The 23,843-nt window shown below is 72.6% G+C and carries 23 protein-coding genes; 14 read left to right on the plus strand and 9 right to left on the minus strand.

Going from position 1 to position 23,843, the window contains the following annotated elements:
- Nucleotides 1-151: 151 nt before the first annotated feature.
- Entirely contained in the window at nucleotides 152-508 is a 357-nt protein-coding gene (locus ACIRPX_RS07725) for an acyl-CoA carboxylase epsilon subunit (RefSeq protein ID WP_404189737.1), read from the plus strand.
- A gap of 14 nt (nucleotides 509-522) precedes the next feature.
- A complete protein-coding gene (locus tag ACIRPX_RS07730) occupies nucleotides 523-990 on the plus strand; it encodes a MerR family transcriptional regulator (RefSeq protein ID WP_404189740.1) in 468 nt (155 codons plus the stop codon).
- On the opposite strand, the gene ACIRPX_RS07735 is transcribed toward ACIRPX_RS07730, so the two are convergent.
- The gene (locus tag ACIRPX_RS07735) at nucleotides 924-2,045 is read right to left on the minus strand and encodes an acyl-CoA dehydrogenase family protein (protein WP_404189743.1); all 1,122 of its coding nucleotides are present in this window, start codon (nucleotides 2,043-2,045) and stop codon (nucleotides 924-926) included. The genes ACIRPX_RS07730 and ACIRPX_RS07735 overlap by 67 nt on opposite strands.
- A gap of 106 nt (nucleotides 2,046-2,151) precedes the next feature.
- On the opposite strand from ACIRPX_RS07735, the gene ACIRPX_RS07740 reads away from it, so the two are divergent.
- Complete coding sequence (locus ACIRPX_RS07740) at nucleotides 2,152-2,718, plus strand: TetR family transcriptional regulator (RefSeq protein ID WP_404189746.1); 567 nt, start codon at nucleotides 2,152-2,154, stop codon at nucleotides 2,716-2,718.
- On the opposite strand, the gene ACIRPX_RS07745 is transcribed toward ACIRPX_RS07740, so the two are convergent.
- Entirely contained in the window at nucleotides 2,688-3,722 is a 1,035-nt protein-coding gene (locus ACIRPX_RS07745; protein WP_404189748.1) for a ScbA/BarX family gamma-butyrolactone biosynthesis protein, read from the minus strand. The two genes, ACIRPX_RS07740 and ACIRPX_RS07745, sit on opposite strands and share 31 nt — an antisense overlap.
- Before the next feature lie 123 nt (nucleotides 3,723-3,845).
- On the opposite strand from ACIRPX_RS07745, the gene ACIRPX_RS07750 reads away from it, so the two are divergent.
- Complete coding sequence (locus tag ACIRPX_RS07750) at nucleotides 3,846-4,499, plus strand: ScbR family autoregulator-binding transcription factor (protein ID WP_404189751.1); 654 nt, start codon at nucleotides 3,846-3,848, stop codon at nucleotides 4,497-4,499.
- 12 nt (nucleotides 4,500-4,511) lie between these two features.
- On the opposite strand, the gene ACIRPX_RS07755 is transcribed toward ACIRPX_RS07750, so the two are convergent.
- A complete protein-coding gene (locus ACIRPX_RS07755) occupies nucleotides 4,512-6,206 on the minus strand; it encodes an IclR family transcriptional regulator C-terminal domain-containing protein (protein WP_404189753.1) in 1,695 nt (564 codons plus the stop codon).
- 65 nt (nucleotides 6,207-6,271) lie between these two features.
- Nucleotides 6,272-7,546, minus strand: a complete 1,275-nt coding sequence (locus ACIRPX_RS07760) for a M6 family metalloprotease domain-containing protein (RefSeq protein WP_404189756.1) — start codon at nucleotides 7,544-7,546, stop codon at nucleotides 6,272-6,274.
- 291 nt (nucleotides 7,547-7,837) lie between these two features.
- Here ACIRPX_RS07760 and ACIRPX_RS07765 point away from each other — a divergent pair, with 291 nt between their 5' ends.
- Nucleotides 7,838-8,491 (plus strand): TetR/AcrR family transcriptional regulator, encoded by a 654-nt coding sequence (locus ACIRPX_RS07765; RefSeq protein ID WP_404189758.1) that lies wholly within the window; start codon nucleotides 7,838-7,840, stop codon nucleotides 8,489-8,491.
- 111 nt (nucleotides 8,492-8,602) lie between these two features.
- Nucleotides 8,603-10,144, plus strand: coding sequence for an MFS transporter (locus ACIRPX_RS07770; protein WP_404189761.1), 1,542 nt, complete (start codon nucleotides 8,603-8,605; stop codon nucleotides 10,142-10,144).
- A gap of 102 nt (nucleotides 10,145-10,246) precedes the next feature.
- Here the strand turns inward: ACIRPX_RS07770 and ACIRPX_RS07775 are convergent, their stop codons facing one another.
- Entirely contained in the window at nucleotides 10,247-10,777 is a 531-nt protein-coding gene (locus tag ACIRPX_RS07775; protein WP_384251961.1) for a MarR family winged helix-turn-helix transcriptional regulator, read from the minus strand.
- A 106-nt stretch (nucleotides 10,778-10,883) separates the two neighbouring features.
- Here ACIRPX_RS07775 and ACIRPX_RS07780 point away from each other — a divergent pair, with 106 nt between their 5' ends.
- On the plus strand, nucleotides 10,884-11,675 hold the full coding sequence (locus ACIRPX_RS07780) for a dioxygenase (RefSeq protein WP_404189764.1): 792 nt from the start codon (nucleotides 10,884-10,886) through the stop codon (nucleotides 11,673-11,675).
- A gap of 15 nt (nucleotides 11,676-11,690) precedes the next feature.
- On the opposite strand, the gene ACIRPX_RS07785 is transcribed toward ACIRPX_RS07780, so the two are convergent.
- Nucleotides 11,691-12,209, minus strand: coding sequence for a GNAT family N-acetyltransferase (locus tag ACIRPX_RS07785; RefSeq protein ID WP_404189766.1), 519 nt, complete (start codon nucleotides 12,207-12,209; stop codon nucleotides 11,691-11,693).
- A 195-nt stretch (nucleotides 12,210-12,404) separates the two neighbouring features.
- Between ACIRPX_RS07785 and ACIRPX_RS07790 the strand changes: the two genes are divergently transcribed.
- Together ACIRPX_RS07790 and ACIRPX_RS07795 are read left to right on the plus strand one after the other, a co-directional pair.
- The gene (locus ACIRPX_RS07790) at nucleotides 12,405-13,400 is read left to right on the plus strand and encodes an RNA polymerase sigma factor RpoD/SigA (protein WP_384251968.1); all 996 of its coding nucleotides are present in this window, start codon (nucleotides 12,405-12,407) and stop codon (nucleotides 13,398-13,400) included.
- 364 nt (nucleotides 13,401-13,764) lie between these two features.
- Nucleotides 13,765-14,475 carry a TetR/AcrR family transcriptional regulator gene (locus tag ACIRPX_RS07795; RefSeq protein WP_404189770.1) on the plus strand — a complete coding sequence of 237 codons (711 nt, stop codon included), beginning with the start codon at nucleotides 13,765-13,767 and terminating at the stop codon, nucleotides 14,473-14,475.
- A gap of 20 nt (nucleotides 14,476-14,495) precedes the next feature.
- On the opposite strand, the gene ACIRPX_RS07800 is transcribed toward ACIRPX_RS07795, so the two are convergent.
- Nucleotides 14,496-15,461, minus strand: a complete 966-nt coding sequence (locus ACIRPX_RS07800) for a helix-turn-helix transcriptional regulator (RefSeq protein ID WP_404189772.1) — start codon at nucleotides 15,459-15,461, stop codon at nucleotides 14,496-14,498.
- Between the two features lie 94 nt (nucleotides 15,462-15,555).
- Between ACIRPX_RS07800 and ACIRPX_RS07805 the strand changes: the two genes are divergently transcribed.
- From ACIRPX_RS07805 to ACIRPX_RS07825, 5 genes are all read left to right on the plus strand, one after another.
- Nucleotides 15,556-17,121 (plus strand): MFS transporter, encoded by a 1,566-nt coding sequence (locus ACIRPX_RS07805; protein ID WP_404189775.1) that lies wholly within the window; start codon nucleotides 15,556-15,558, stop codon nucleotides 17,119-17,121.
- 174 nt (nucleotides 17,122-17,295) lie between these two features.
- Nucleotides 17,296-18,057: a DeoR/GlpR family DNA-binding transcription regulator gene (locus ACIRPX_RS07810; protein ID WP_404189778.1), complete on the plus strand. Its 762-nt coding sequence runs from the start codon at nucleotides 17,296-17,298 to the stop codon at nucleotides 18,055-18,057.
- On the plus strand, nucleotides 18,054-19,001 hold the full coding sequence (gene pfkB, locus ACIRPX_RS07815) for a 1-phosphofructokinase (RefSeq protein WP_404189780.1): 948 nt from the start codon (nucleotides 18,054-18,056) through the stop codon (nucleotides 18,999-19,001). The genes ACIRPX_RS07810 and pfkB overlap by 4 nt, the downstream gene beginning before the upstream one ends.
- Nucleotides 19,002-19,156: 155 nt before the next feature.
- Nucleotides 19,157-21,247, plus strand: a complete 2,091-nt coding sequence (locus tag ACIRPX_RS07820; RefSeq protein WP_404189783.1) for a fructose-specific PTS transporter subunit EIIC — start codon at nucleotides 19,157-19,159, stop codon at nucleotides 21,245-21,247.
- 140 nt (nucleotides 21,248-21,387) lie between these two features.
- Nucleotides 21,388-21,645 (plus strand): hypothetical protein, encoded by a 258-nt coding sequence (locus tag ACIRPX_RS07825; RefSeq protein WP_404189785.1) that lies wholly within the window; start codon nucleotides 21,388-21,390, stop codon nucleotides 21,643-21,645.
- 30 nt (nucleotides 21,646-21,675) lie between these two features.
- On the opposite strand, the gene ACIRPX_RS07830 is transcribed toward ACIRPX_RS07825, so the two are convergent.
- Both ACIRPX_RS07830 and ACIRPX_RS07835 read right to left on the minus strand, forming a co-directional pair.
- Entirely contained in the window at nucleotides 21,676-22,422 is a 747-nt protein-coding gene (locus tag ACIRPX_RS07830) for a DUF6227 family protein (RefSeq protein WP_404189787.1), read from the minus strand.
- A 157-nt stretch (nucleotides 22,423-22,579) separates the two neighbouring features.
- Nucleotides 22,580-23,800: an Ig-like domain-containing protein gene (locus ACIRPX_RS07835; protein ID WP_404189790.1), complete on the minus strand. Its 1,221-nt coding sequence runs from the start codon at nucleotides 23,798-23,800 to the stop codon at nucleotides 22,580-22,582.
- Between the last annotated feature and the right edge of the window lie 43 nt (nucleotides 23,801-23,843).

The raw sequence follows: 23,843 nt of genomic DNA on the forward strand, positions 1-23,843 counted from the left end.
GCCGGTCCCGGGCCGCGCGTGTGTCGTGGCCGGTCGCGCGGTTCCCCGCGCCCCTTCCGGGGTGCGGGGCTTCCGCAGGTCCGGTGGGCGCCGGGCAAAGCCCCGTTAAAAAACCTTCACGAAGGAATTTAAATACTCCATGATGGATCCCATGACCGTCATGGAAGAACACGCACTCCCACAGCACCCGCCCCCGCCCCCACCCGCAACCGCCCGCTCCCGCCTCGCCGAACTGGAGCTCATACGCGAGCTCGCGCACGAAGGTGCCCTCCCGCAAGCACGGGAACCAGCCGGTATGAGCGACGACGCCGACGGCACCGGGGAGTTCGTCGTGCGCGTTCTGCGTGGCGAGCCGACCGCGGAGGAACTCGCCGCGGCCACCGCCGTCCTGATGGAACGGGCCCGGCGGACGCCTGCCGCGGAGGAGCCCGCGCCCGTCCGGTCCCTAGCCACCTGGCACCGCCCCGACCTGACCACGCACCGCGCCGCCTCGTCCTGGCGCCACTGAACGGGAGGACCACCATGTCCACGACCGAAGCCCCCACCCATGACGACCGCCCCACCGCGTATGCCGCCCCGCACGCAGAGACCTACTCGCTGGAGGAGGTCGTCCGCATCAGCGGCCTCGACGCCGGGACCCTGCGCTGGTACGAGGACCAGGGGCTGATCGAGGGCGCCGCCGAGGACCCCTACGGCGTACGCGCCTACAGCCCGGTGCACCTGCGCTGGCTGGAGTTCCTCAACCACCTGCGCAGCACCGGGATGCCGCCGGCCGCCATGAACCACTACGTCGAGCTGTACCGGGCGGGCGACTCGACGATCGCCGCCCGCCGCGAACTGCTGCAGGACCACCGGGAGGTGCTGCGCGCCCGGTCCGCGGACTTCGCCGCCACGCTGCGCTACCTCGACTGGAAGATCGGCTTCTACCTGGAGCGGGAGGCGGCGCTGGTGCGGGCCGGCGCGTCCTCGGCGAGTGTGGCCGAGGCGTAGGCGGCGGCCACCGGTTCCAGGCGCAGCACGCCGTGCGAGGCCACCGTGTGGACGTCGCGCCACAGCCGGTTGAGGTCGCCGCCGCCGTCGCGGAGGTGGGCGCCGCCGGTACGGAAGAGGCGGTCGACCGCGTCGGCGAGCAGTCCGGCGGCCACGGCGGCGTCCCGCTGGTTGCCGGCGACCAGGGCCGCGTCGACCGTCTCGGTGTCGGCGCGGCGGGCCGCCCGCCGCAGCAGCAGATGGGCCGCGTCGATGTGCGCCGAGGCGACGGCGAGCGTCTCGCGCACCGCCGCGCTGTCGTGGTGCGGGCGCCCGCCGCCAGGCGCCTTCGCCGCGGCCCACTCGGACCACAGCGCCAGCGCCCGGCGGGCGGCGCCCAGGGCCGGCGCGCAGAACAGCAGGCCGCCGGCCAGCTGGGCGGGGACGGAGTGGCAGCGGGCCAGGCCCGGTGCGTCGCCGCCGCGCAGCAACGCGGCCAGCGGGAAGGAGCGGTGGTGCGGGACGAAGGCGTCCCGCACCACGGCGGTGTGACTGCCGGTGCCGCGCAGCCCGGTGGCGTCCCAGCTGTCGACCACCTCCACCTCCTCGGCCGGTACGGCGAAGACGCGCGCCCCGTGCGCGTCCGGGGCAGCCACGAGCACCCACTGCGCGCCGGCGATCCCGCTGACGCAGCCCCAGCTCCCCGTCACCCGCCGGCCGCCTTCGACGGGTTCGGCCCGTCCGGCCGGCGGCATCAGCGCCGCCGAGATGCGCACGTCGGGCGAGGCACCCCACACCTCGCGCTGCCCCTGTTCGGGCAGCAGGGCGGCGAAGCGCCCGTGCGCGGCCCAGAGCATGCCGACCCATGCGGCGGAGGTGCAGGCTCCGGCGAGGGCCGCCACCTCGTCGAGCAGGGAGGTGAACTCGCCCTGGCCACCGCCCCATCGGCGCGGCACGAAATGGCGGGGCAGGCCGGCGAAGGTCAGTTCGGACACGACCGCTGTGGCCAGCGCGCGGTCCGCGTCGGCCCTCCGGGCGTGTTCGGCGACGGTGCGCAGAGCGGAGGTCGAGGGCATGGCTTTGCTCCTTGTCGGAATCCGGTACCAAAAAAGTGCGTTCAAGAAGGTATTGTTTTGAGAACCTGGCCGCCCCCACCTCCCGCGACGACCGAAGGGACGCACGATGGCGAAGCAGGCGCGCTCGCTCCGCACTCATGAACTGGTCCTCGACGCCGCTGCGGCCGAGTTCGTCCGCCACGGCTATCCGCGCGCCAACCTCCAGCACGTGGCCGCGCGCACCGGACTGACCAAGGGCGCGCTGTACGGCCATTTCGCCTCGAAGGAGCACCTCGCCCGGGCGCTGACCGAGCACCTCGACGAGGTGGCGGCCGAGATCCTCGCCCGGCACGCGGACGCGGACCTGCCGGTGCGCGAGCGGCTGCGCGCTCTCTGCGGCGAACTGGCCGGACGTGTCGAGTCGGACGTGCGCTTCAACGCGGCGCTGCGGCTGGTGCTGGACGAGGCGCCCGCGGCACCCGAAGCCCCCGGGCTGCTGGCGGACCTGCGCGCCCTGGGCGAGGAGCCGACCGTGGCCGCTCTGGCCGACCTCGCCACGGTGATCCTGGTGGGCGCCTACTGCACGGCGCCCGATCTGGAGCGGCGAGGTCTGGCCGAGCGGGTGCGCGCCCTGTGGGACGCGGCTTCGGTGGGGGAGGGAGCTCAGGCCGTCAACGGGACGGCCGCGCGGTGAGGAGCCACGGCGGCCCACATGCTGCGGCAGGTGGCGAGCGGGACGCCCCCCTGCACGGCGTCCAGGACGAGGCGGGTCCCGCCGGTGCCCGGGTCCGGGACGCGCTCGCGGACCAGCAGGTCGATGGGCTGGTCCAGCTCGCCGAAGGCCAGGCAGTCGGCCTCCATGGCGAGCAGGGTGTGATCGGTGCCGGGCCCCGAGCCGCCGGGGTGCAGCAGCAGGTGACCGAGCTGGCGGAAGCCCTCCAGGGTGACCATCAGCGGCACGTGGTCGCTGGGGTGGTCGAAGAAGATCGGGTGCTCCACGTCGACGAGCAACTGCCAGGGCCCCTCGGTGCGTTCACGCACCAGCACGCTGTCCTTGGCGCGCAGCCGGCCCACCGCGGAGGCGTGCACCCGCTGGAGCGCACGGGGAGCCGGGCCGGTGACCGCGGCGCCGCGCGGTCTGGCGCCCCGGCCGCGCAGCATCGCGTACCGCTTGTCGTCCACCGCGACGACGTGCAGCGCGCCGTGGCCGCAGGCCCGGCCGCCGACCGTGAGCACGACCTCCAGGCGCATGCCGAAGCGGTTCGGCGGGCGATTGCCGACCCAGACCCACCGCGCTTCCAGGACCAGGGGCGCGGGCTCGCCGCCGACGCGCAGCGCGGACGGGTCGGTGATCTCGAACTGCGAGCCGAAGCCGATGAAGCGGTGGGTGAGCGGCACGTCGTAGTGGGCGTGTGCCAGGTAGACCAGCGCCTGGCGGATCGTCTCCATGAACAGCAGCGGGTCGCTGGTGCCGTCCCTGCCGGGGGAGTAGAGGGCGTGGTCGCGCGGCCACTGGGCGGCGACCAGGAAGCTGTGCTCGCCGGTGCGGACGGCGTCGGTGAGGAAGACCTCGGCGATCGCGGCGCGGTGCACCATGTGCCGCGGGACGGCCTGGAGATAGCTGAGGTGCGGCCGCCCGGGCAGGGCGGAGCCGCCGGAAGCGGCCGTGGCGACAGGTATGACGGCAGGCTGATGCATGGTCTGAACCCCCAGTGAATGCATTCACGCAGACAGCAACATCGGCACGAGGCTTCCGCTCATCGAGCCGCGACTTACAATACATTCCCGAAGGTATATTTCAAGGAACAGAGGAGGGACGCCATGGCCGTGGAACGCAGCGCCTCCAGGTCCCGGCCCGCCCGGGACACCGCCCCCCGCCACCGGGACACGGGCCTGAAGCAGGAGCGCGCCGTACGCACCCGTGGGCAGGTGCTCGACGCGGCGGCACGGGCGTTCGCCACCAAGGGCTTTCCCGCGGTGACCGTGCAGGACGTGGCCGAACTGGCGGGCGTGACCAAGGGCGCGGTCTACTTCCACTTCGCCAACAAGGAGGCGCTCGCCCAGGCGGTCGCCGAGGAGTTCTACCACCTGCTCGGCGTCATCGGGCGGGAGGTGGAGGAGGCCGAACTGACGCCGCTGCGGGCGGTGTCGGAGCTGCTGGAGCGCACCGCCGTCGCCTTCCGCGACGACATCATGGTCCAGGCCGGCGCCCGCCTGCAGATCGAACGCTCCCTGATCGGCGCCGAGATGCCCATGCCCTACCTCGGCTACACCGAGTCCCTCACCGTCTGGCTCCGCCAGGCGCGCGCCGAGGGCCACCTGCCCACCGGCACCTCGCCCGAGGCCACGGCCCGCGTCCTGGTCTCCGCCTTCTTCGGCGCCCAGCACATCTCCTGGGTCCTCGACGACCGCGCGGACATCGCCGACCGGGTGCGGGAGATCCTCGCGGCGGTGGTGCCGCTGGCGGCGGCGTAGCCCCGCCGCCGGTCAGGACGCCGGCACCCGGGTGAAGCGCCCCGCCACCCGCAGATCCCCCTCGATCCGGTCCGCCGTGGCGCGCAGCGCGGGCAGGATGTCGCGCTCGCACTCCCCGACGGTGCGGCGGGCCGCGTGCAGCGCCACGTTGAGGGCGGCGACCACGCGGCCCGTGCGGTCGTGGACCGGGACCGCGATCGAGCGCAGTCCCTCCTCCAGCTCCTCGTCGACGAGGGCATGGCCCCGTGCGCGGACGCCGTCGAGGAGGCGGGCGAGCGCGTCGGGGTCGGTCACGGTGTGCGGGGTGAAGGCGCGGAGGGGGAGCGGGAGGGGACGGCCCGCCGCAGGCAGGTCCGCCAGCAGGACGCGCCCCATCGACGTCGCGTACGCCGGCAGCCGCGTGCCCAGGGTGATGTTCACGCTCATCACGCGGCTCGTGGCGACCCGCGCCGTGTACTGGATGTCCGGCCCCGACAGCACCGCAAGCGAGGTCGACTCGTGGACGCGGCCGGCCAGTTCGGCCATGTGCGGGGCGGCGATCTCGGGCAGGGAGAGACGGGACAGGGGTGGGAAGCCGAGCGCGAGGACGCGCGGGGTCGGTGCGAAGACGCGGCCGCTCGCGCGCACCAGCCCCAGGTGCTCGTAGGTGATCAGCGCCCTGCGGGCCGTCGCCCGCGCCAGGCCCGTCGCCTGCGCGACCTCCGTCAGGGTCAGTTCGGCACGCCCCTCGCCGAACGACGTCAGCACGGTCAGGCCGCGGGCCAGGGACTCCACGAACTCCCGGCCCAGTTCCTGCTTCGACGCCCCGGTCCAGGCCGCGAGCCCCGTCGGCGCGGCGGCCGGCCGCACGGGCGGCATCTCGCGCAGGTCGTCCTGCATGGCCCGCACCGCCGCGCGCAGCCGCGGCAGCAGGGTGTCGCGCAGGCCCGCCGCCGTGTGCCGGCTGGTGTGGCTCACCACGGTCGCCGCGCACACGATCCGGTCCGTGCGCGGATCCCGTACCGGCACCGACACGGCGACCAGCCCCGGTTCGATCAGCTGGTCGTCCAGCGCCCAGCCGTCCGCGGCCGCCGCGGCGGTCCGCTGCTCGAACTCGCCTGCCGGGAGGGCGTGCCGACGGGGTGGTACGGCGGGGAAGTCCCCGTTCTCCGGGTCCGCGGCCCGGTGCGCCCGCCATGCCCGCCACTCCTGCGTCGTCCACTCGGTGGCGAACAGCGGGCCCGGCGCGGTGCGTTCGGCCGGGAGCAGGTCGCCGATGCGGAAGCTGAGGGACATCGCGCGGCGGCGGGTGGCCTGGTGGATGAAGCGGATGCCGTCGCGGTCGGCGACCGCCAGGGACACCGACTCGTCCAGTTCGTCGGCCAGGGCGTCGGCGCGCGCGTCGAGCAGCGCGGGCAGCCGCAGCGCGGAGAGGTAGGCGTTGCCCAGTTCCATCAGGCGGGGAGCCAGCACCACGTCCCGGCCGTCGAGGCGGACGTAGCCCATGCGGGCGAGGGTGGCGGCGATCCGGTCGACGGTGGAGCGGGCGAGCCCGGTGGCCCGTTCGAGCCCGCTCGGGCTCAGCGTCCCGCCCGCCTCGGTCAGCCGCAGCAGCACGGCGATCCCGCGGACGAGGGGGGTGACCGCCTCGGCCGGCACGGCGGCGGACGAGTCGGCCGGTACGGCGCGAGACACCGCGTCGGCGTCCGTCGTGGGCTTGGCGGGCATCGGATCTCCGGTACGGCGGTCGGGGCACGCCCACGGTAATGCGCCGGACCTGCCCGCTCACCCTCTCATCCCCGCACGACCCGCACCCGGTAGCTCCCGGGGGTGCTCTCGCCCATGACCGTGATCCGGATGTGCCGCCTGGGGTCCTTGAAGGTCTCGCCGGGGGTGAAGGGGGCGTCCGAGAGCTCGGCCTGGACGTTGGGGCTGCGGGTGCAGCCGCCGCTGTCGCGCCGGGCGTCGAACACCTTGACCGGGCCCATGCCGGTGTCCACCCCGGAGTCGACCCGGTAGACCAGCACGCCCGGCCGGCACACGGCCTCGTCGTTGCCCGCGCGGACGCGTACCTCGACGGCGTAGACCGTACGGGAGTCGACGGGGACGAAGACCAGCTTCGGGCCGCCGGCCCGTTCCAGCGGCGTCAGCGTGTACTCCGTCGTGCCGGTGGCCGCGCAGCTGACCTGGGACGCGTCCAGCCAGCCGAGCTTCCACTTGTGCCAGCCGAGCAGATCGTTGTCGGCCCCCCAGTCCTCGCTCATGATGTCCCAGTGCCCGACCGCGCCCCCGCCCTCCTGGGTGTAGAGGTCGGGCAGGCCGAAGACATGGCCGTTCTCGTGCGGCAGCACCCGGTAGCCGGTCCTCGCGTAGTTGCCGGAGCCGTCGTCCTGGCGGGAGTAGACGAAGGAGACGTTGGCGACGGGGACGCCGTCGGCGACCGGGGCGTCCGCGTTGCCCGCGAAGGTCACCGACAGGACCGTGTCCAGGGCGGACGGGCCGGCGTTCGGCGTCACCAGCACGTTCAGGAAGTCGTACGCCCGGAAGTCCACCTGCGGGTCGGCGGCGCTCACGATGTCCTGGACGAGCCGGCGGTAGCCCTCGTCGAAGGGGGCGCCGCGCTCTATCCCGTACGCCTTGAACGGCTTGGGCATGCGCAGCCAGTGCGGGATCGGGGTCTCGGGGCGGTAGTCGAGGCGGCCGTAGGAGGCGGTGCGGAACCACCGCTCGGACTGGGGGAAGAACTCGTGGAAGCGGTCGAGGGCCTTGCCCGGGCCGGGTGCGTCGGAGAAGTCGACCATCAGGGTCAGGGCGTGGACGGTTCCGGTGGAGCGGGCGTAGCCGGCACCGGTCGGGACGCCCTCCGAGAGCTGGACGGTGCTGCCGCCGTCGATCATGCAGGGGCCGAGCTTCGTGGAGCGGGCCGGCGCGATCGGTCCCGCTCCCGCCGATGTGGAGCGCGCCGTCGTGCTCCCGCCGCCCGCCGAGGTGACGACCGCGAGGATCAGGGCGGCCACGGACACCAGGGCGGCCGCGCGGCGGGGCCGTATCCGACGGCTGAGCTGCATGCGCGGGCCCTTCGTCCTGGCAGCCGCCGGTCTCAGGCTGCGCCCTTTCGATCACCCTGGTTCGGGGTGCGCGCGGGCGCTCGCTGGATGGGCCGAACGTGGGTCACGGGACGGGGGCCGGGCGCGCCGCGGGCGTGGGAGGGCCCGGGCACGAAGATGTGGCGCAGGTCACAGGAATTCTCGGTGGGGTCGGGAAATAACCGGGGAACCCTTCCCCGTTTAACCGTGCGTACGAGCGAAACGGGGACTGTCTCCCCGGATCGCCACATCCACCGAACCGAGGAGTACGCCGTGCAGACCGCGACCCCCGTGCAGCGGAAGGTGGCCCGGCCGCGTGCCGACGCCCTGCGCAACCGGGAGCGGATCGTCGCCGCCGCCCGCGAGATGTTCACCGAGTTCGGCCCCGACGTGCCGCTCGACGAGATCGCGCGCCGGGCCGGCGTCGGCAACGCCACGGTGTACCGCAACTTCCCCGATCGTGACGCCCTCGTCCGCGAGGTCGTCTGCTCCGTCATGGACCGCACGTCCGAGGCGGCCGAGTTCGCGCTCGCGGAGACCGGGGACGCCTTCGGGGCACTGGAGCGCTTCGTGCACACCGCCGCCGACGAGCGGATCAGCGCCCTGTGCCCGATGATCCAGACCACCTTCGACCAGAACCACCCCGACCTGGAAGCGGCGCGTCAGCGCTGCGAGCAGCTCGTGGCGGAGCTCATGGACCGCGCCGTGCGGGCCGGCCAGCTGCGCCCCGACGTCGGCGTCGGCGACCTGATGATCGTCGTGGCGCAGCTGAGCAGGCCCCCGGCCGGCACCGACTGCGTCGTCAACGACCGCTTCGTACACCGTCATCTGCAGCTGTTCCTGGACGGACTGCGGGCCCCGGCCCCGTCCGTGCTGCCGGGCGCAGCCGTCACCGTGGAGGATCTCCGCCGGCCCTGCACCGATTAGTTCAGGACTCCAAGCGAGTCGACACTCACACAACTCACCGGCCGTCTCGGTAGGCGAGCCGTCCCCGTAAGACATCTTTTTCCGTCACGAAGTCCCGAAGTGGGTACCCCCATGTCTGATACAGCCTCAAAGGCTCGCGGACCGGTCGAGCAGACCGGTGACGCCAACCGCTGGAAAGCGCTCGTCTTCATAGCGCTCGCACAGCTGATGGTCGTGCTCGACGCGACCATCGTGAACATCGCCCTGCCGTCCGCCCAGGCCGACCTGGGCATCTCGGACGGCAACCGGCAGTGGGTCGTCACGGCCTACGCCCTCGCCTTCGGCGGCCTGCTCCTGTTCGGCGGCCGGATCGCCGACCTGTGGGGCCGCAAGCGCGCCTTCGTCATCGGCCTGACCGGCTTCGCCGCCGCCTCCGCGCTGGGCGGAGCGGCCCAGAGCGGCGCCATGATGTTCGGCGCCCGCGCCCTGCAGGGCGTCTTCGGCGCCATGCTCGCGCCCGCCGCGCTCTCCCTGCTCGCCGTGATGTTCACGGACGCCAAGGAGCGCGCCAAGGCGTTCGGCATCTACGGCGCGATCGCCGGTGGCGGCGGCGCCGTCGGCTTCATCCTCGGCGGTGTGCTCACCGAGTACCTGGACTGGCGCTGGACGTTCTTCGTGAACATCCCGTTCGCCGTCATCGCCGCGCTCGGCGCGTACTTCGTCATCCGTGAGCCGGAGGGCGGCCGCAACCGCAACCCGCTCGACATCCCCGGCGTCCTGCTCTCCACCGCCGGTCTGGTCTCGCTCGTCTACGGCTTCACCCGCGCCGAGTCCGACGGCTGGGGCGACTCCCTGACGGTCGGCCTGTTCATCGCCTCCGCGGTGCTCCTGCTGGCGTTCGTCGTCACCGAGTCCCGGGTCAAGGCCCCGCTGCTGCCCCTGCGCGTGGTCACCGACCGCAACCGCGGCGGCATCTACCTCTCGCTCGGCATCGCCATCATCGCGATGTTCGGCACCTTCCTCTTCCTCACCTACTACCTGCAGGTCATCAACGGCTACTCGCCGATCAAGACGGGCTTCGCCTTCCTGCCGATGATCGCGGGCATGATGGTCGGCTCGACCCAGATCGGCGCCCGGCTGATGACCCGCGTCCCGGCCCGCGTGCTGATGGGCCCGGGCTTCCTGGTCGCCGCGGTCGGCATGCTGCTGATGACGCAGCTGGAGATCGGCTCGTCGTACGCCTCGACGATCCTGCCCTCGATGCTGCTGCTCGGTCTCGGCATGGGTACGGCGTTCATGCCGGCCATGTCCCTGGCCACGCTGGGCGTCGAGCCCCGTGACGCCGGTGTCGCCTCCGCGATGGTCAACACCTCGCAGCAGGTCGGCGGCGCGATCGGTACCGCACTGCTGAACACCATCGCCGCCTCCGCGACGACGGCGTACATCAAGGACCACATCGCCGGCGCGACCTCCAAGTCGCAGGCGCAGCTGGTCCAGATGCAGGGCGCGGTGCACGGCTACACCAACGCGATCTGGATCGCGGTCGGCATGCTGGTGCTCGCCGCCGCGATCGTCCTGACCCTCGTCAACGCCGGCACCCCGGGTTCGAGCACGGTGACCGGTTCGGCGGACGAGGCCGAGGACGATCTGGCCGTGCCGGTGGTCGCCCACTGACCCAGGCCGGCCGTACCCCTTCGGAACCACCCGTACGCGAGAGGAAGGGGACGCCTCCCGCGTACGGCCCCAGGATCTGCCCTGGTCTGCTGAGTGAGCGGCTCAGCGGAGCCAGGGCAGATCCGCGCCCGCATCGCCGGGCTGGAGACCCTCGGCGACGATCTGCATGATCTCGCCGAGGGTTCTCAGCTGCTCGGGGGTGAGCCGCTCGAACACCGCCTGCCGTACGGCCGCCACATGGCCCGGCGCGGTGCGGGCCAGGACCTCGGCGCCCGCGTCCGTCAGCACCGCGAACTGGCCCCGCTTGTCGGAGGGGCAGTCCTCGCGCCGCACCCAGCCGTTCTTCTCCAGACGCGCGATCGCGTGCGAGAGCCGGGAACGGGTGATCTTCGACTTCATCGCCAGCTCGGTCATCCGCAGCCGCCGCTCCGGGGCCTCGGCGAGCCCGACCAGCAGCCCGTAGTAGATGTGCGGCATGCCCGCGTCCCGCTGCAGCTGGCGGTCGAGGTGGTCCTCGAGGAGCGTGGTGGCGTGCAGGTACGAACGCCAGATGCGCTGCTCGTCGTCGGTGAGCCAGCGGGACGTGCCGGACGGCGCTTCCTGGGCCGGCTCGGATGCGGGTGCCGTGTTCATGCGTCCACTGTAACCAGGCTCTCCTTGAAACTTAAACAAACGCGGCGTAGGCTCTGCCGCAGAAAGTTTTAGAATTCAAGCAATCGTTCCGGAGGGAGTCGCCGTCATGTCCGCCGCCGCTCAGGAGCGCATGCCCGCCCTCTATCTCAGCCACGGCGCCCCACCGCTCGCGGACGACCCGGTCTGGCCCGGCGAGCTGGCCGCCTGGTCCGCGGGACTGCCCCGCCCCAAGGCGATCCTGATGGTCTCCGCCCACTGGGAGGAGGCACCCCTCGCGCTGGGCGCGGTGGAGACGGTCCCGCTGGTCCACGACTTCTGGGGCTTCCCCGAGCACTACTACCGGGTGACGTACGGGGCGCCCGGCGCCCCCGAGCTCGCCGCGTCCGTACGCAAGCTGCTGCGCGCCCCCGGCATGCCCGTGCAGGACATCCCGGACCGGGGCCTGGACCACGGTGCCTACGTCCCCCTCGTCGAGATGTTCCCGGACGCCGACATCCCGGTCCTGCAGATCTCCATGCCGACCCTCGACCCGGTGCGGCTGATGGAGATCGGCCGCCGGCTCGCGCCGCTGCGCGACGAGGGCGTGCTGATCGTCGGCTCCGGCTTCTTCACCCACAACCTGGCCGCGCTGCGCCATGCGGGCGCCGGGGTGCCGGGCTGGTCGGCCGAGTTCGACGACTGGGGCCAGCGGATGCTGGACGACGGCGACGTGGACGCGCTGCTCGACTTCCTGCACAAGTCGCCGGCCGGGCGGCTCGCCCACCCGCGCACCGAGCACTTCGCCCCGCTCTTCGTGACGATGGGCGCCGCGGACGCGGCCGGGGAGCTGGATGCGCGGAAGTCGGTGATCGACGGGTTCTGGATGGGGCTCGCGAAGCGGTCGGTGCAGTTCGGCTGAGGCCGCCGGCGGGTCCTAGAGCTCCTTCTCGTACCAGGCCACGTCCCAGTACCGGCCGAACTTGCGGCCCACCTCGCGGTAGGTGCCGAGATGACGGAACCCGAAGCGTTCGTGCAGCCGCGTGGAGGCTTCGTTGGGCTGCGCGATGCCCGCGTAGGCGCGGTGCAGGTCCTCGTCCGCCAGGGCCTCGAAGAGCGCCTTGTACAGCAGCGTGCCGATGCCGCGGCGGCCCGCGTGCGGGGCGACGTAGACGGTGACCTCCACCGAGGTCCGGTAGGCCGGCTTGGCGCGATAAGGGCTGGATGTGGCGTAGCCCAGAATTTCCTGTGTGTCACCGTCCGTGGCAACCATCAGGCGGTACGGGCCGTCTTCAGGGTGGGAGAGCAGCCACGGGCGGCGCTCCTCGGAAGTGAAGACGGCGGTGTCGAACGTGATGGGCGTCTCACGCACGTAGTGGTTGTAGATGTCGGTGAGGGGTTCGAGGTCCGCCTCGACTCCCGGTCTGACCTGGACCTCTGAACGCTTCGACGCCACCGGTCCTCCTCCTGTGGCCGGACAGGGTACTGCATGATCAGAAAAATGAGGGGCCTGGCTGGGAATTCTGTCCGGATTCCAGTCGTTGTTTCCTACGGATGCAGGGCACCCGAGAAAGGTGCTTGGAGGTACTCGACGGCGAGTGCCCGGCGTCCGAAGGACCACCCGCCAGCCCACCATCGCAAGGGAGCACGCATGGCAACCCGTGCCGTCGCCCGTCGTCAGTCCGCCACCGGCGAGACTGGCGCGGCAAGCAGTGTTCGCGCCCGCGCCGGCGAGATCGCCGACCGTGACCTGGTCGGGATGTATCTCGACGAGATCGCGCGCACACCGCTGCTCGACGCCGCCAAGGAGGTCGAGCTGTCCCAGGTCATCGAGGCGGGTGTGTTCGCGCGACAGGTTCTCGACGGGTTCGAGGAGTCCAAGGCCGAGGCCACCCGCGAGGAGCTCGAGGCGCTGGTCGCCGAGGGGGAGCGGGCCAAGGACATCTTCATCCGCTCCAACCTCCGCCTGGTCGTGGCCGTGGCCCGCCGTTACCCCCGTAGCGGCCTGCCCCTGCTCGACCTGATCCAGGAGGGCAACGCCGGCCTGGTGCGCGCCGTCGAGAAGTTCGACTACCGCAAGGGCTTCAAGTTCTCGACGTACGCGACGTGGTGGATCCGTCAGGCCATCACCCGCTCGATAGCGGACCAGTCGCGCACCATCCGCCTGCCCGTCCACCTGGTGGAGGAGCTGGGCCGCATCCGCCGTGTGCAGCGCGAGTTCAACCGCGAGCACGGCCGCGACCCGGAGCACGCGGAGATCGCCGCCGAGCTCGGTTCCAACGCGGACCGGGTGACCGACGTCCTGGACTGGGCCCGCGACCCGGTCTCGCTCAACATGCCGGTGGACGACGAGGGCGAGACCCAGTTCGGCGACCTGCTCGAGGACAGCTCGGCGGTCTCGCCCGAGCAGTCGGTGCTGACGCTGCTGCGCAGCGAGGAACTCGACCACCTCATCGGCCGCCTCGACCCGCGCACGGCGTCCATCATCAAGATGCGCTACGGCATCGACGACGGCCGCGAGCGGACGCTGACGGAGGTCGGCAAGGAGCACGGCCTCACCCGTGAGCGGATCCGCCAGATCGAGAAGCACGCCCTGCTGGAGCTGAAGAAGCTGGCGCGCGACACCGGCTTCGAAGCGGTGGCCTGAGTCCATGCGGGGGTGCGTGCGGCTTTCGGAGCGCCGGGCGGCGTGCAACGCCCGGCGCCGCGCACGCCCGGTGGCGGAAGACCGCGCAAACATGGCTCTGTAACGCCGCTTCAAGTGTAGTAACCAAGGGAAAAAGACTTCTGGGCACAGGAGTTCGGCCCGGACCCACCCCCTGAACCACGTCCCGACGCACAACCCCCCCGGCGCCGGGACTTTCCCAGAGCCGGGCTTCGGCGCCTTCCCCCCAGGTGCCGAGGCCCGGCTCCTTTTGCGCGGGCACGCCGATGGGCGGGGCACCCCGGACCTGAACCCCGGGGTGGCCCGCCGGATGGCAGATTGTGCCACAGCGGCATAGCCTGCCGGTGTGAGCAGCCCCACCCCCGCGCCGAACTCCCGTGCCGCCCCGGCGGCGCAGACCTCCCTCACCGAGCGGCGCAAGGCCGCGACCCGGATGGAGATCGCCCGGGCGGCCGCGGGACTGTTCGTCAGACGGGGGCTGCGCGCGACCCGCGCCGAGGACATCGCTCAGGCCGCGGGGATCGCCCCGCGCACCTTCTACCGCTACTTCGCGTCGAAGGAGGAGGCCATCGCGCCCCTCTACGCGGCGGGCGCCCGGCGCTGGACGGAGGCGGTCGCGGCGGCCCCGGACGGGCTGCCCCTCCCGCAGGTCCTGGAGCACGCGGCACGCCACACCCTGACGCCGGGCGCGGGAGTCTCCGCGGCCTCCTGGGAACTGGTCCGCACCCTGATCCGCCTGACCGACACCAGCCCCGCCCTGGGCAAGGTGTGGGCGGAGGTCTGCCACGACGCGGAGGCGGGGCTCGCCGAGGCGCTGACGGAGCGGGTCGCGCGGGCCGGGACCGACGACGCCGGCGGGGAGCCGGCCGCCACGTCCTCCCCGCTGAGGTTCGCCGCGGCCGTCGCCGGCGCGGCCGTGCGCGTCGCCGTCGAGAGCTGGGCGGCCGGCACGGCCCCGGCGAGCGGCCCGCAGGGACCGGCGACCCTGGCTCTGCGCAACCTGGCGGCCCTGCGGGAGTTCCCGTGGCGGGAGCTGGTGGGCCGTCAGGGGTACTGACCCGGGGTCGTGCGGGCGGTTCACCTGTTCGCCGCGTGGGTCAGGCGATTGCCCAACTCCCGCACGGAACGGACCAGTTCCGCGGGCCGGTGGACCGTGAAATCGAAGCCGAGCAGGGCGAGCCGGGCCGCCAGCCACTCCACCGCGTCGCCGGTCCGCCCGTGCAGCCGGCAGGTGCCGTCGCCGAGGGGCTCCGGCACGCCCAGCCACGACGGGACCCGGGCCGCGACCGCCTCCGCGCTCGCGGCGAACGTCACCTCGAAGTCGTACGACTCCTGGTGGCGCTGCATCGAGCGCCGCAGGTACTCCGCCGCGTCGCCGGTCGGCAGCTCCCGCGGGGCGAACCGCGCGCCGGTCGCGAAGGGCTCGCTCACCCGGTCGACGCGGAACGTGCGCCAGTCGGCACGGTCGAGGTCGTAGGCGACGAGGTACCAGCGGCGCCCGGTCGAGACGAGGCGGTGGGGCTCGGTCAGCCGGCGCGACTCGCTGCCGTCGCCGGCGCGGTAGGCGAACCGCAGCCGCTCCCGGCCGGCGACCGTGGACGCCATCACGGTCAGTGTCTCCGGTGCGATGCTCGCGCCGTCCCCGCTGGTCAGCGGGGTGGTCGCGGCCTGCAGGGTGGACACGCGGTGGCGCAGGCGCGAGGGCAGCACCTGCTCCAGCTTGGCCAGGGCCCTGACGGACGCCTCGTCCACGCCCTCCAGCGCGTGCCCGGCGCCCGCCCGCAGCCCGACCGCGATCGCCACCGCCTCCTCGTCGTCGAGCACCAGCGGCGGCATCGCCTTGCCCGCGACCAGCCGGTAGCCGCCGTCGGAGCCCATGGTCGCCTGCACCGGATAGCCCAGCTCACGCAGCCGGTCGATGTCGCGCCGCACGGTGCGCCGGGACACCCCGAGCCGGTCGGCGAGCTCGCCGCCGGGCCATTCGCGCGGGGTCTGGAGAAGGGAGAGGAGCTGGAGGAGCCGGGCCGGGGTGTCGGTCGTCATGGGTTCTCCCGCGTCGTCAACGCTGCCGTGTCGTATTCGAGGATGCCCGACCAGTAGGACATGATCTGTCCTACTGGGGTCCTACCGTCGACGCATGACCTCCACCGAAACCCTTGGGGAAAGCCCCGCCGCCACGACGGACCGCCGCCGGTGGTTCGCTCTCGCCATCGTGATGACCGCGGCCTTCATGGACCTGGTCGACGTCACGATCGTCAACATCGCGATCCCGTCCATCCAGCGCGACGCCGGGGCGTCCGTCAGCCAGATCCAGTGGATCACCGCCGGCTACGCGCTCGCCTTCGCCGCCGGTCTGATCACCGGTGGGCGGCTCGGCGACATCCACGGCCGCAAGCGGCTCTTCCTCATAGGGATCGGCGGCTTCACGCTCGCGTCGGCGCTGTGCGGCTTCGCCGCGAACCCGGAGATGCTGGTCGCCTCCCGCATCCTGCAGGGCGCGATGGCGGCGATGATGGTGCCGCAGGTCCTGTCGATCGTGCACGCCACCTTCCCGGCGCACGAACGGGGCAAGGTGTTCGGCCTGTTCGGCGCGATCGTGGGGCTGGGGGCCGTCTCCGGTCCGCTGCTCGGCGCACTGCTGACGGAGTGGAACCTGTTCGGCCTGGAGTGGCGGCCGATCTTCCTCATCAACCTTCCGGTCGGGGTCGCGGCCCTCGTGCTGGGCAGCCGCTACATCACCGAGTCCAGGGCCCCACGGGCGCTCAAGCTGGACCTGGTCGGCGTCGCGCTGGTCACCCTGGGCCTGACGATGCTGCTCTACCCCCTCACCCGCGGCCGCGAGCTGGGCTGGCCGCTGTGGGGCCACGTCTCGATGGCCGGTGCGCTCGTGGTCTTCGCGGCGCTGGTGATGTACGAGCGGCGCAAGTCGGCCCGGGACGGCTCCCCGCTGGTCGAACTCTCCTTGTTCCGGGTGAAGAGCTTCGCGGCCGGCATCGCCGTCCAGACCGTCTTCGGGGTCGCGCTCGGTGTGTTCTTCCTGGTGTGGACGCTGTACATGCAGATCGGCCTGGGCTGGAGCCCGCTGCGGGCAGGGCTGACCGGGGTGCCGTTCTCGATCGCGGTCTCCACGGCGGCGGGCCTGTCCGTGCAGCAGCTGGTGCCGCGTTTCGGCCGCCGGGTCCTGCAGGCCGGCGCGCTGCTGATGGCCGCGGGCGTCCTGCTCTACATCGGGGAGTCCGGCCGCTACGGCACCGGGATCGCCTCCTGGCAGATGGTGCTGCCGCTGGTCGTGATGGGCGTCGGCATGGGCCTGATCGTCGCGCCGCTGACGGACGCGGTGCTCTCGGAGGTCCCCCGCGAGCACGCCGGGTCGGCGTCGGGACTCATCAACACCGTGCAGCAGATGGGCAACGCGCTCGGACTCGGGCTCGTGTCGGTGGTGTTCTTCGGTGAGATCGGCGACCGCCTGACGCCGGACCAGGTGGGGCCGTCCTTCGTGCACGCCTTCCAGCACGCGCTGGGCTGGGTCGCGGGCGTCATGGGCGCGATCTTCCTGCTGATGTTCGCCCTGCCGAAGCGGTCGGCGCAGCAGGCGGAGGACGGCGAGGACGGACCGGCGTCCGGCGCTTCGGCCGCCGGATCGGCCACCGCCTCGGCCGCCGGGTCCGGCGAGCGCGCCGGGGAGCCCGAACTGGTCGGCTGAGCAGGAGTTCCCGGCCCGCCTCCCGTGCGACATACGGGAGGCGGGCCGTCGTTTGCCGCCTTACAGATGCCCGATTGTGTCTGCATCGTGCCCGAACCCGTTTACATCTCGGAAATCCGGGCGTAGTCTCCGCTTGAAACCACACGTTCGGGCACAGGTCGGAGGCGAACGGACATGTACGCACCGGAGCGGCAGCAGGAGATCCTCCGGCTCGCCCGTGACGGCGGCAGGGTGGACGTCGTGTCGCTGGCCGAGGAGTTCCAGGTGACCGCGGAGACGATCCGCCGGGACCTGAAGGCCCTCGACCGCGCGGGACTCGTCCGCAGGGTGCACGGCGGTGCCATACCGGTCGGGCGCCTCGACTTCGAGCCGGACCTCGCCGAGCGCGAGGGCACGGCGGCGGACGAGAAGGACCGGATCGCCAAGGGCGCCGTCGCGGAACTGCCCGTCGAGGGCACGGTGATCCTGGACGCCGGCACCACCGTGGCGCGCCTGGCGGCCGCCATTCCGCTGGAGTCCTCGCTCACCGTCGTCACCCACAGCCTGCCCATCGCGGCCCGCCTCGCGGACCACCCCGGCATCCAGCTGCATCTCGTGGGCGGCCGGGTACGGCACCGCACGCGCGCCGCCGTGGACGCCTGGGCGCTGCGGGCGTACGGCGAGATCCGCGCGGACGTGCTGTTCGTGGCCGCCAACGGCTACTCCGCCGACCACGGCCTGACCACCCCCGACCTCGCCGAGGCCGCGGTGAAGCGCGCGGCGGTCGCCGCGGCCCGCCGCGTCGTGCTGCTCGCCGACTCCTCCAAGCACGGCCAGGAGCACTTCGCCCGCTTCGGCGACCTGAGCGACGTCGACCTGCTGATCACCGACAGCGGGCTGAGCCCGGAAGACGCCACCGCCATCGAGCGCGGCGGCACGGAAGTAGTGCGCGCATGATCCTCACCGTCACCCCCAACCCGTCCCTGGACCGTACGTACGAGGTCCCCTCGCTGGAGCGCGGCGAGGTCGTCCGCGCCACCGGCGAGCGGGTCGACCCCGGCGGCAAGGGCGTCAACGTCTCGCGGGCCGTCACGGCCGCCGGGCGGCGCACGGTCGCGGTCCTGCCGCTGGGCGGTGCCCCGGGCGCCCTGGTGGCCGACCTGCTCGACGCGCAGGGCATCGAGGTCGCGCCGGTGCCGATCGACGGCGCGACCCGGTCCAACATCGCGCTCGCGGAGGCCGACGGCGTCCTGACGAAGATCAACGCGCCGGGCCCGGAACTGTCCGCCGAGGAGCAGGAGCTGCTGCTGGAGACGGTGCGCGCCCAGTCCGGCGGCGCGGACTGGATCGCCTGCTGCGGGAGCCTGCCGCGCGGTCTCGCCCCGGCCTGGTACGCCGACCTGGTCGCACGGGCGCACTCCGCGGGTGTCCGCATCGCGCTGGACACCTCGGGGCCCGCACTCCAGGAGGCGCTGCGCGAGCGGCCCGACGTCGTCAAACCCAACGCCGAGGAGCTCGCGGAGGCCGTCGGGCGCCCCCTGTTCACCGTGGGCGACGCGGTGAAGGCGGCCGAGGAGCTGCGGGAGATGGGCGCGCGCGCCGTCCTCGCCAGCCTGGGCGCCGACGGGCAGCTGCTCGTGGACGACGCGGGCGTCTGGTTCGGCGACGCCCGTGTGTGCGCCGTCCGCAGCAACGTCGGCGCCGGCGACTCCTCGCTGGCCGGCTTCCTGATCGCGGGCGGCAGCGGCCCGGAGGCCCTCGCCTCCGCGGTGGCGCACGGCGCGGCGGCCGTCCAGCTGCCGGGCAGCGTGATGCCGACCCCGGCCGATCTGGATCCCGCGGCGGTGACCGTCACGTCCGACGTGCCCGTCGACCGCGTGCTGGAGGAGCCGGTGTCATGACCCTTCGTACGGGCCCCGAGCCCGCCCCGCGCGCGGCGCCCCTCCCCGCCGGCCCCCGCGCCACCACCCCCCGAACCCCCCCGCCGCATCCCCGTCCCCGTCCCCGTTCCCGCCCACCCGCATGACCGGGCGATACGCGTGCTAAGGAGCCCGCGATGAGCGACATGATCACCGCGGACCTGGTCGACCTCGACCTGTCCGCCGACACCAAACAAGCGGCGGCGCGCGCCCTCGCCGAGCGCATGGTGGCCCTGGGCCGGGTGACCGACCTCGACGGCTTCCTCGCCGACGTCGCCGCCCGCGAGGCGCAGATGCCCACCGGCCTGGACGGCGGCATCGGCATCCCGCACTGCCGCAGCGAGCACGTCACCGAGCCCACGCTCGGCTTCGGGCGCAGCGCCGCCGGTATCGACTTCGGTGCCGCGGACGGCCCCGCCGACCTGATCTTCCTGATCGCCGCGCCCGCCGGTGCCGACGACGCCCATCTGACGATCCTGTCGTCGCTGGCCCGGCAGCTGATGAACGCCGAGTTCACCGGCGCGCTGCGCGCGGTGGACGACCCGGCGGCGGCCGCCGCGCTGATCCGCGGGGACGAGGCACCGGCCGCGGCCGGCTCCGAAGACTCCGCTGCGGTTTCGGAGGCGGCCTCCTCCGAAACCGCAGCGGGCGGCGCGGCCCCGGCGCCGGGTGCGGGCGTCGAGGACGCGGCCGCCCCGGTGCCGGGCGCCCCGGCCGCCGACGAGCAGCCCTTCCGCATCGTCGCGGTCACCTCCTGCCCGACCGGCATCGCCCACACGTACATGGCGGCGGAGTCGCTGGAGAACGCCGGCCGCGAGGCGGGCGTCGAGGTCACCGTCGAGACCCAGGGCTCGGCCGGCTTCACCCGGCTCGACCCGGCCGTCATCGCGGCGGCGGACGGCGTGATCTTCGCGCACGACGTCCCCGTACGCGACAAGGACCGCTTCGCCGGCAAGCCGACCGTCGACGTCGGCGTCAAGGCCGGCATCAACCGTCCCGGCGAGCTCGTCTCCGAGGTCCGCGCGAAGGCGGAACGCGGCGAGATCACCTCCGGCTCCGCGCCCTCCACGCCGGTGGAGCGGGCCGGCGAGGCGGGCGAGGGCTACGGCACCAAGCTGCGCAAGTGGCTGATGTCCGGCGTGAGTTACATGGTTCCGTTCGTCGCGGCCGGCGGTCTGCTGATCGCCCTCGGCTTCGCGATCGGCGGCTACAAGATCAACAAGGCACCGTCGGTCATGGACCACTTCGTGTGGACCCAGGGCGACAGCTGGGCCGCGCTGCTCTTCCAGATCGGCGGCGTCGCCTTCGCCTTCCTGGTCCCGGTCCTGGCCGGCTACATCGCCTACGGCATGGCCGACCGGCCCGGTCTCGTCCCCGGCTTCGTCGGCGGCTCCATCGCCCTCACCATCAACGCCGGCTTCCTCGGCGGCCTGGCCGCCGGTCTGATCGCCGGCGGCGTGGTGATGGCGATCCAGAAGGTCAGGATCCCGGCGCCGGTGCGCGGCATCATGCCGGTGGTGGTGATCCCGCTGATCTCCTCGGCGATCGTCGGGTTCCTGATGTTCGTCGTGATCGGCAAGCCGATCGCCTCGGCGCAGAAGGGCATGACCGACTGGCTCAACGGCCTCTCCGGAGCCAACGCCATCCTGCTCGGCGCCCTGCTCGGCCTGATGATGTGCTTCGACCTCGGCGGTCCCGTCAACAAGGTCGCGTACACCTTCGCCACCGCGGGCATCGCGGTCTCCAACCCCAGCGACTCGGCGATGAAGATCATGGCCGCGGTCATGGCCGCCGGCATGGTCCCGCCGCTCGCGATGGCGCTGGCCACCACGGTCCGCGGCAAGCTGTTCACGCAGACCGAGCGCGAGAACGGCAAGGCGGCCTGGGTCCTCGGTGCCTCCTTCATCTCCGAAGGCGCCATCCCCTTCGCCGCCGCCGACCCGCTGCGCGTCATCCCCGCCTCGATGGTGGGCGGCGCGATCACCGGTGCCCTGTCGATGGCCTTCGGCGCCACCCTGCGCGCCCCGCACGGCGGCATCTTCGTGGTCCCGCTGATCGGCAACCCCTTCCTCTACCTGATCGCCATCGCGGTCGGCACCTGTGTGACCACGGCGCTGGTGGTCGTCCTGAAGGGCATGCGCAGGCCCGCACCGGGGGCGCCGGGCGCCGACGCTGCGGCCGGCACGGCGGCGCCGGCCGCCGGGGCCAAGCAGCCGGTGGCCGCCTGACCGGCAAGATCCCCGCATGTCCCTTTGGCGCCCTGTGAGTTGATCAAGGCGGCAACGAGGCAAGTGCGGCACCTGTACGGCCTGCGAGATACGTCACGGTCCGGGACCAAAGTCCCGGACCGTGGTGTCTACTGGAGCCTATGCCTGATGAGCACGTATCGGTCCTCCAGTCGATGGGCGTCGTGATCCTCGCCCTGGCCGCCGCCGTCTGGATCTTCGGCCTGATCAGCCTCGCGCGCCGCGGCCACTTCGGTGCGGTCCCCCGCCCCCTCGTCGGCAGCCTGCGCGCCCTTCCGCTGCAGCGCCGGTCGCCCCCGCCGCTGGAGTACACCGAGCTGACGGCGGCGGAGCAGGCCGCCTTCGCCGGTCTCGTACGACAGCTCAGCGACGGGCGCTGACCGGCCGCACGGCGGCGGGGCGCCCGGCTCTCAGGGAACCTGGGCCGCCCGCCGCTCCATCGCGTCCCGGGCCGCCTCCTCGCTGACGTAGACCTCGCACATGTGCCGCCCGTCGGGCGTCGCCGTGTGCTCGACCTCCCACAGCGAGACCTCTTCGCCGTCCCGCAGCAGGAAGGCGTGCTCGTAGAGCGAGAAGCAGAGCCCGGCGCGGCCCGCCCGGCACGGGCGCCCGAAGGCCTGCGTGATCTGGTGCGCGAACGCGGTGGTCAGCAGCGCGGAGGTCTCCGCGCCCGGCCGGTCCGGATTCTCCGCGCGGCGCAGCAGCCGGCGCGCGTGATCCTCCGAGTCGTCCGGCGCGTACGCGTGCCGGGGCGTGGGGATCGGCGACAGCTGCACCGTCACCGGCAGTTCGAAGTCCACCGTGTCCGGCGGCAGCGGCAGCCGCGCCGTCGCGGTGCGCAGCTCCTCCTCGTCGACGTACACCTCGTGCTGGGCGGGGCCGTCCGGCGTGGTGTTGTGCGCGAGCTCCCACAGCGTGAGCGCCGAGCCGTCGGCGAGCAGCCAGGTGTGGCGGTAGGTCTCGCGGTGCAGTCCCGCGCTGTGGTGCGCGGAGTGCAGTGAACCGTCGTGCGCCAGGGCGCAGTCGAGTCGCCGTATGGTCTCGTCCGGCAGCTCGAAGCTGTTCAGCGCACGGCCGAGGAGCCGCGCGAGCTGCTCCTCCGGAGACTCGGGCGACTCGGGTGGTTCGTACGCTGCCGTCTCGTACGGAACGCTCAAGGCTTCTCCCGGCGTTGCTGCATGTCACCTTGTGGGTGCATACCGTAGCCCCTCGGTCGGACATCATGTCCGGGAACCGAGAAAACGTACGCACGGAAAACGCCGGAGCCGTGCGGGCGGTTCCCGCACGGCCCCGCGATCCCGGAGGAACCGCAGCTCAGGCGGCGCTGCCCGCGACCCACGCGCTCCACGGCATGTTCCATCCGTTGAGCCCGTTGTCGGGCGCGACGGTCTTGTCGGGGGAGTGCTGGACGATCACCACGTCCCCGATGAGCGAATGGTCGTAGAACCACTTGGCGGGTGTGGCGCTCTGCGCGCCCTGTGCGTCCGCGAGTCCGACGCAGCCGTGGCTGGTTCCCTCCCGGCCGAAGGGCGGATTGCCCTTGTTGTACCAGTAGTTGCCGTGGATGAACGTCCCCGAGGTCGTCAGCCGCATCGCGTCCGGCACGTCCGCGATGTCGTACTCGCCGCCGAGACCCACGGTCCGGCTGTTCATCCGCGTCTGCCGGAACTTCTCGGAGATCACCATCTGCCCGTTGTACGTGGTGTGCTCCGGGCTGCCCGACGAGATCGGCACCGTCCTGAGGAGCTTGCCGTCGCGCACCACCGTCATCGTCTGGGTGTTCACGTCGACCGTGGAGACCTGCGAACGGCCGACGGTGAAGGTGACGGTCTTCTTCTGCACGCCGTACAGGCCGCTCGCGCCCTGCACGCCGTCCAGGTCGATCCTCATCGTGACCTTGGAGCCGGCCTTCCAGTACTCCTCGGGCCGGAAGTCGAGGCGCTGCGACCCGAACCAGTGCCCGACCACCTGCTGCCCGCTGCTGGAGGTGACCGTGATGTGCGACTGCACGGCCTTCTTGTCGGTGATCGCCTTGTCGAAGCCGAACGACACCGGCATCCCGACGCCGACCGTGGTGCCGTCGTCCGGGGTGTACGTCCCGATGAAGCTGTTCGCCGAAGCGACCGTCGTGAAGATGGAGTTGGCCGCGGCCGTCCGCCCGCTCGCGTCCTTGGCGGTCGCCGAGATCTGGTACTTGGTCCCGCGCTCCAGCTGTGCGTCCGGCTTCCAGGCCGCGCCGTTCGCGGAGAGCGAGCCCGGCACGGTCCGGCCCGAGCCGGCCACCGTCATCTTCACGGCGGTCAGCCTGCCGTCGCTGACCTTCACGCCGGTCGTGTTGATCGAGGCGCTGTCCGAGCCGTCCTTCGCCGAGATGACGATCTTCGCCGTCGAGGTCTTCGACGTGCTCCCCTTGCCGTTCGAGGTGTTGGTGTCGGCGCTGGCGTTGCCGCCGCAGCCGGTGAGGGCGAGGGCGCCGACCATCAGGGCGGCACAGGCCCCCAGTACGCGCCGCGCTGCTATGTCCGGCGTTGTCACGGGCTGCTCCAGGTTCGTGTGGTGTGCGTGATCCGTTCCAGTG

It is taken from the genome of Streptomyces sp. NPDC101225 (assembly GCF_044767585.1).
Lineage (GTDB): Bacteria > Actinomycetota > Actinomycetes > Streptomycetales > Streptomycetaceae > Streptomyces.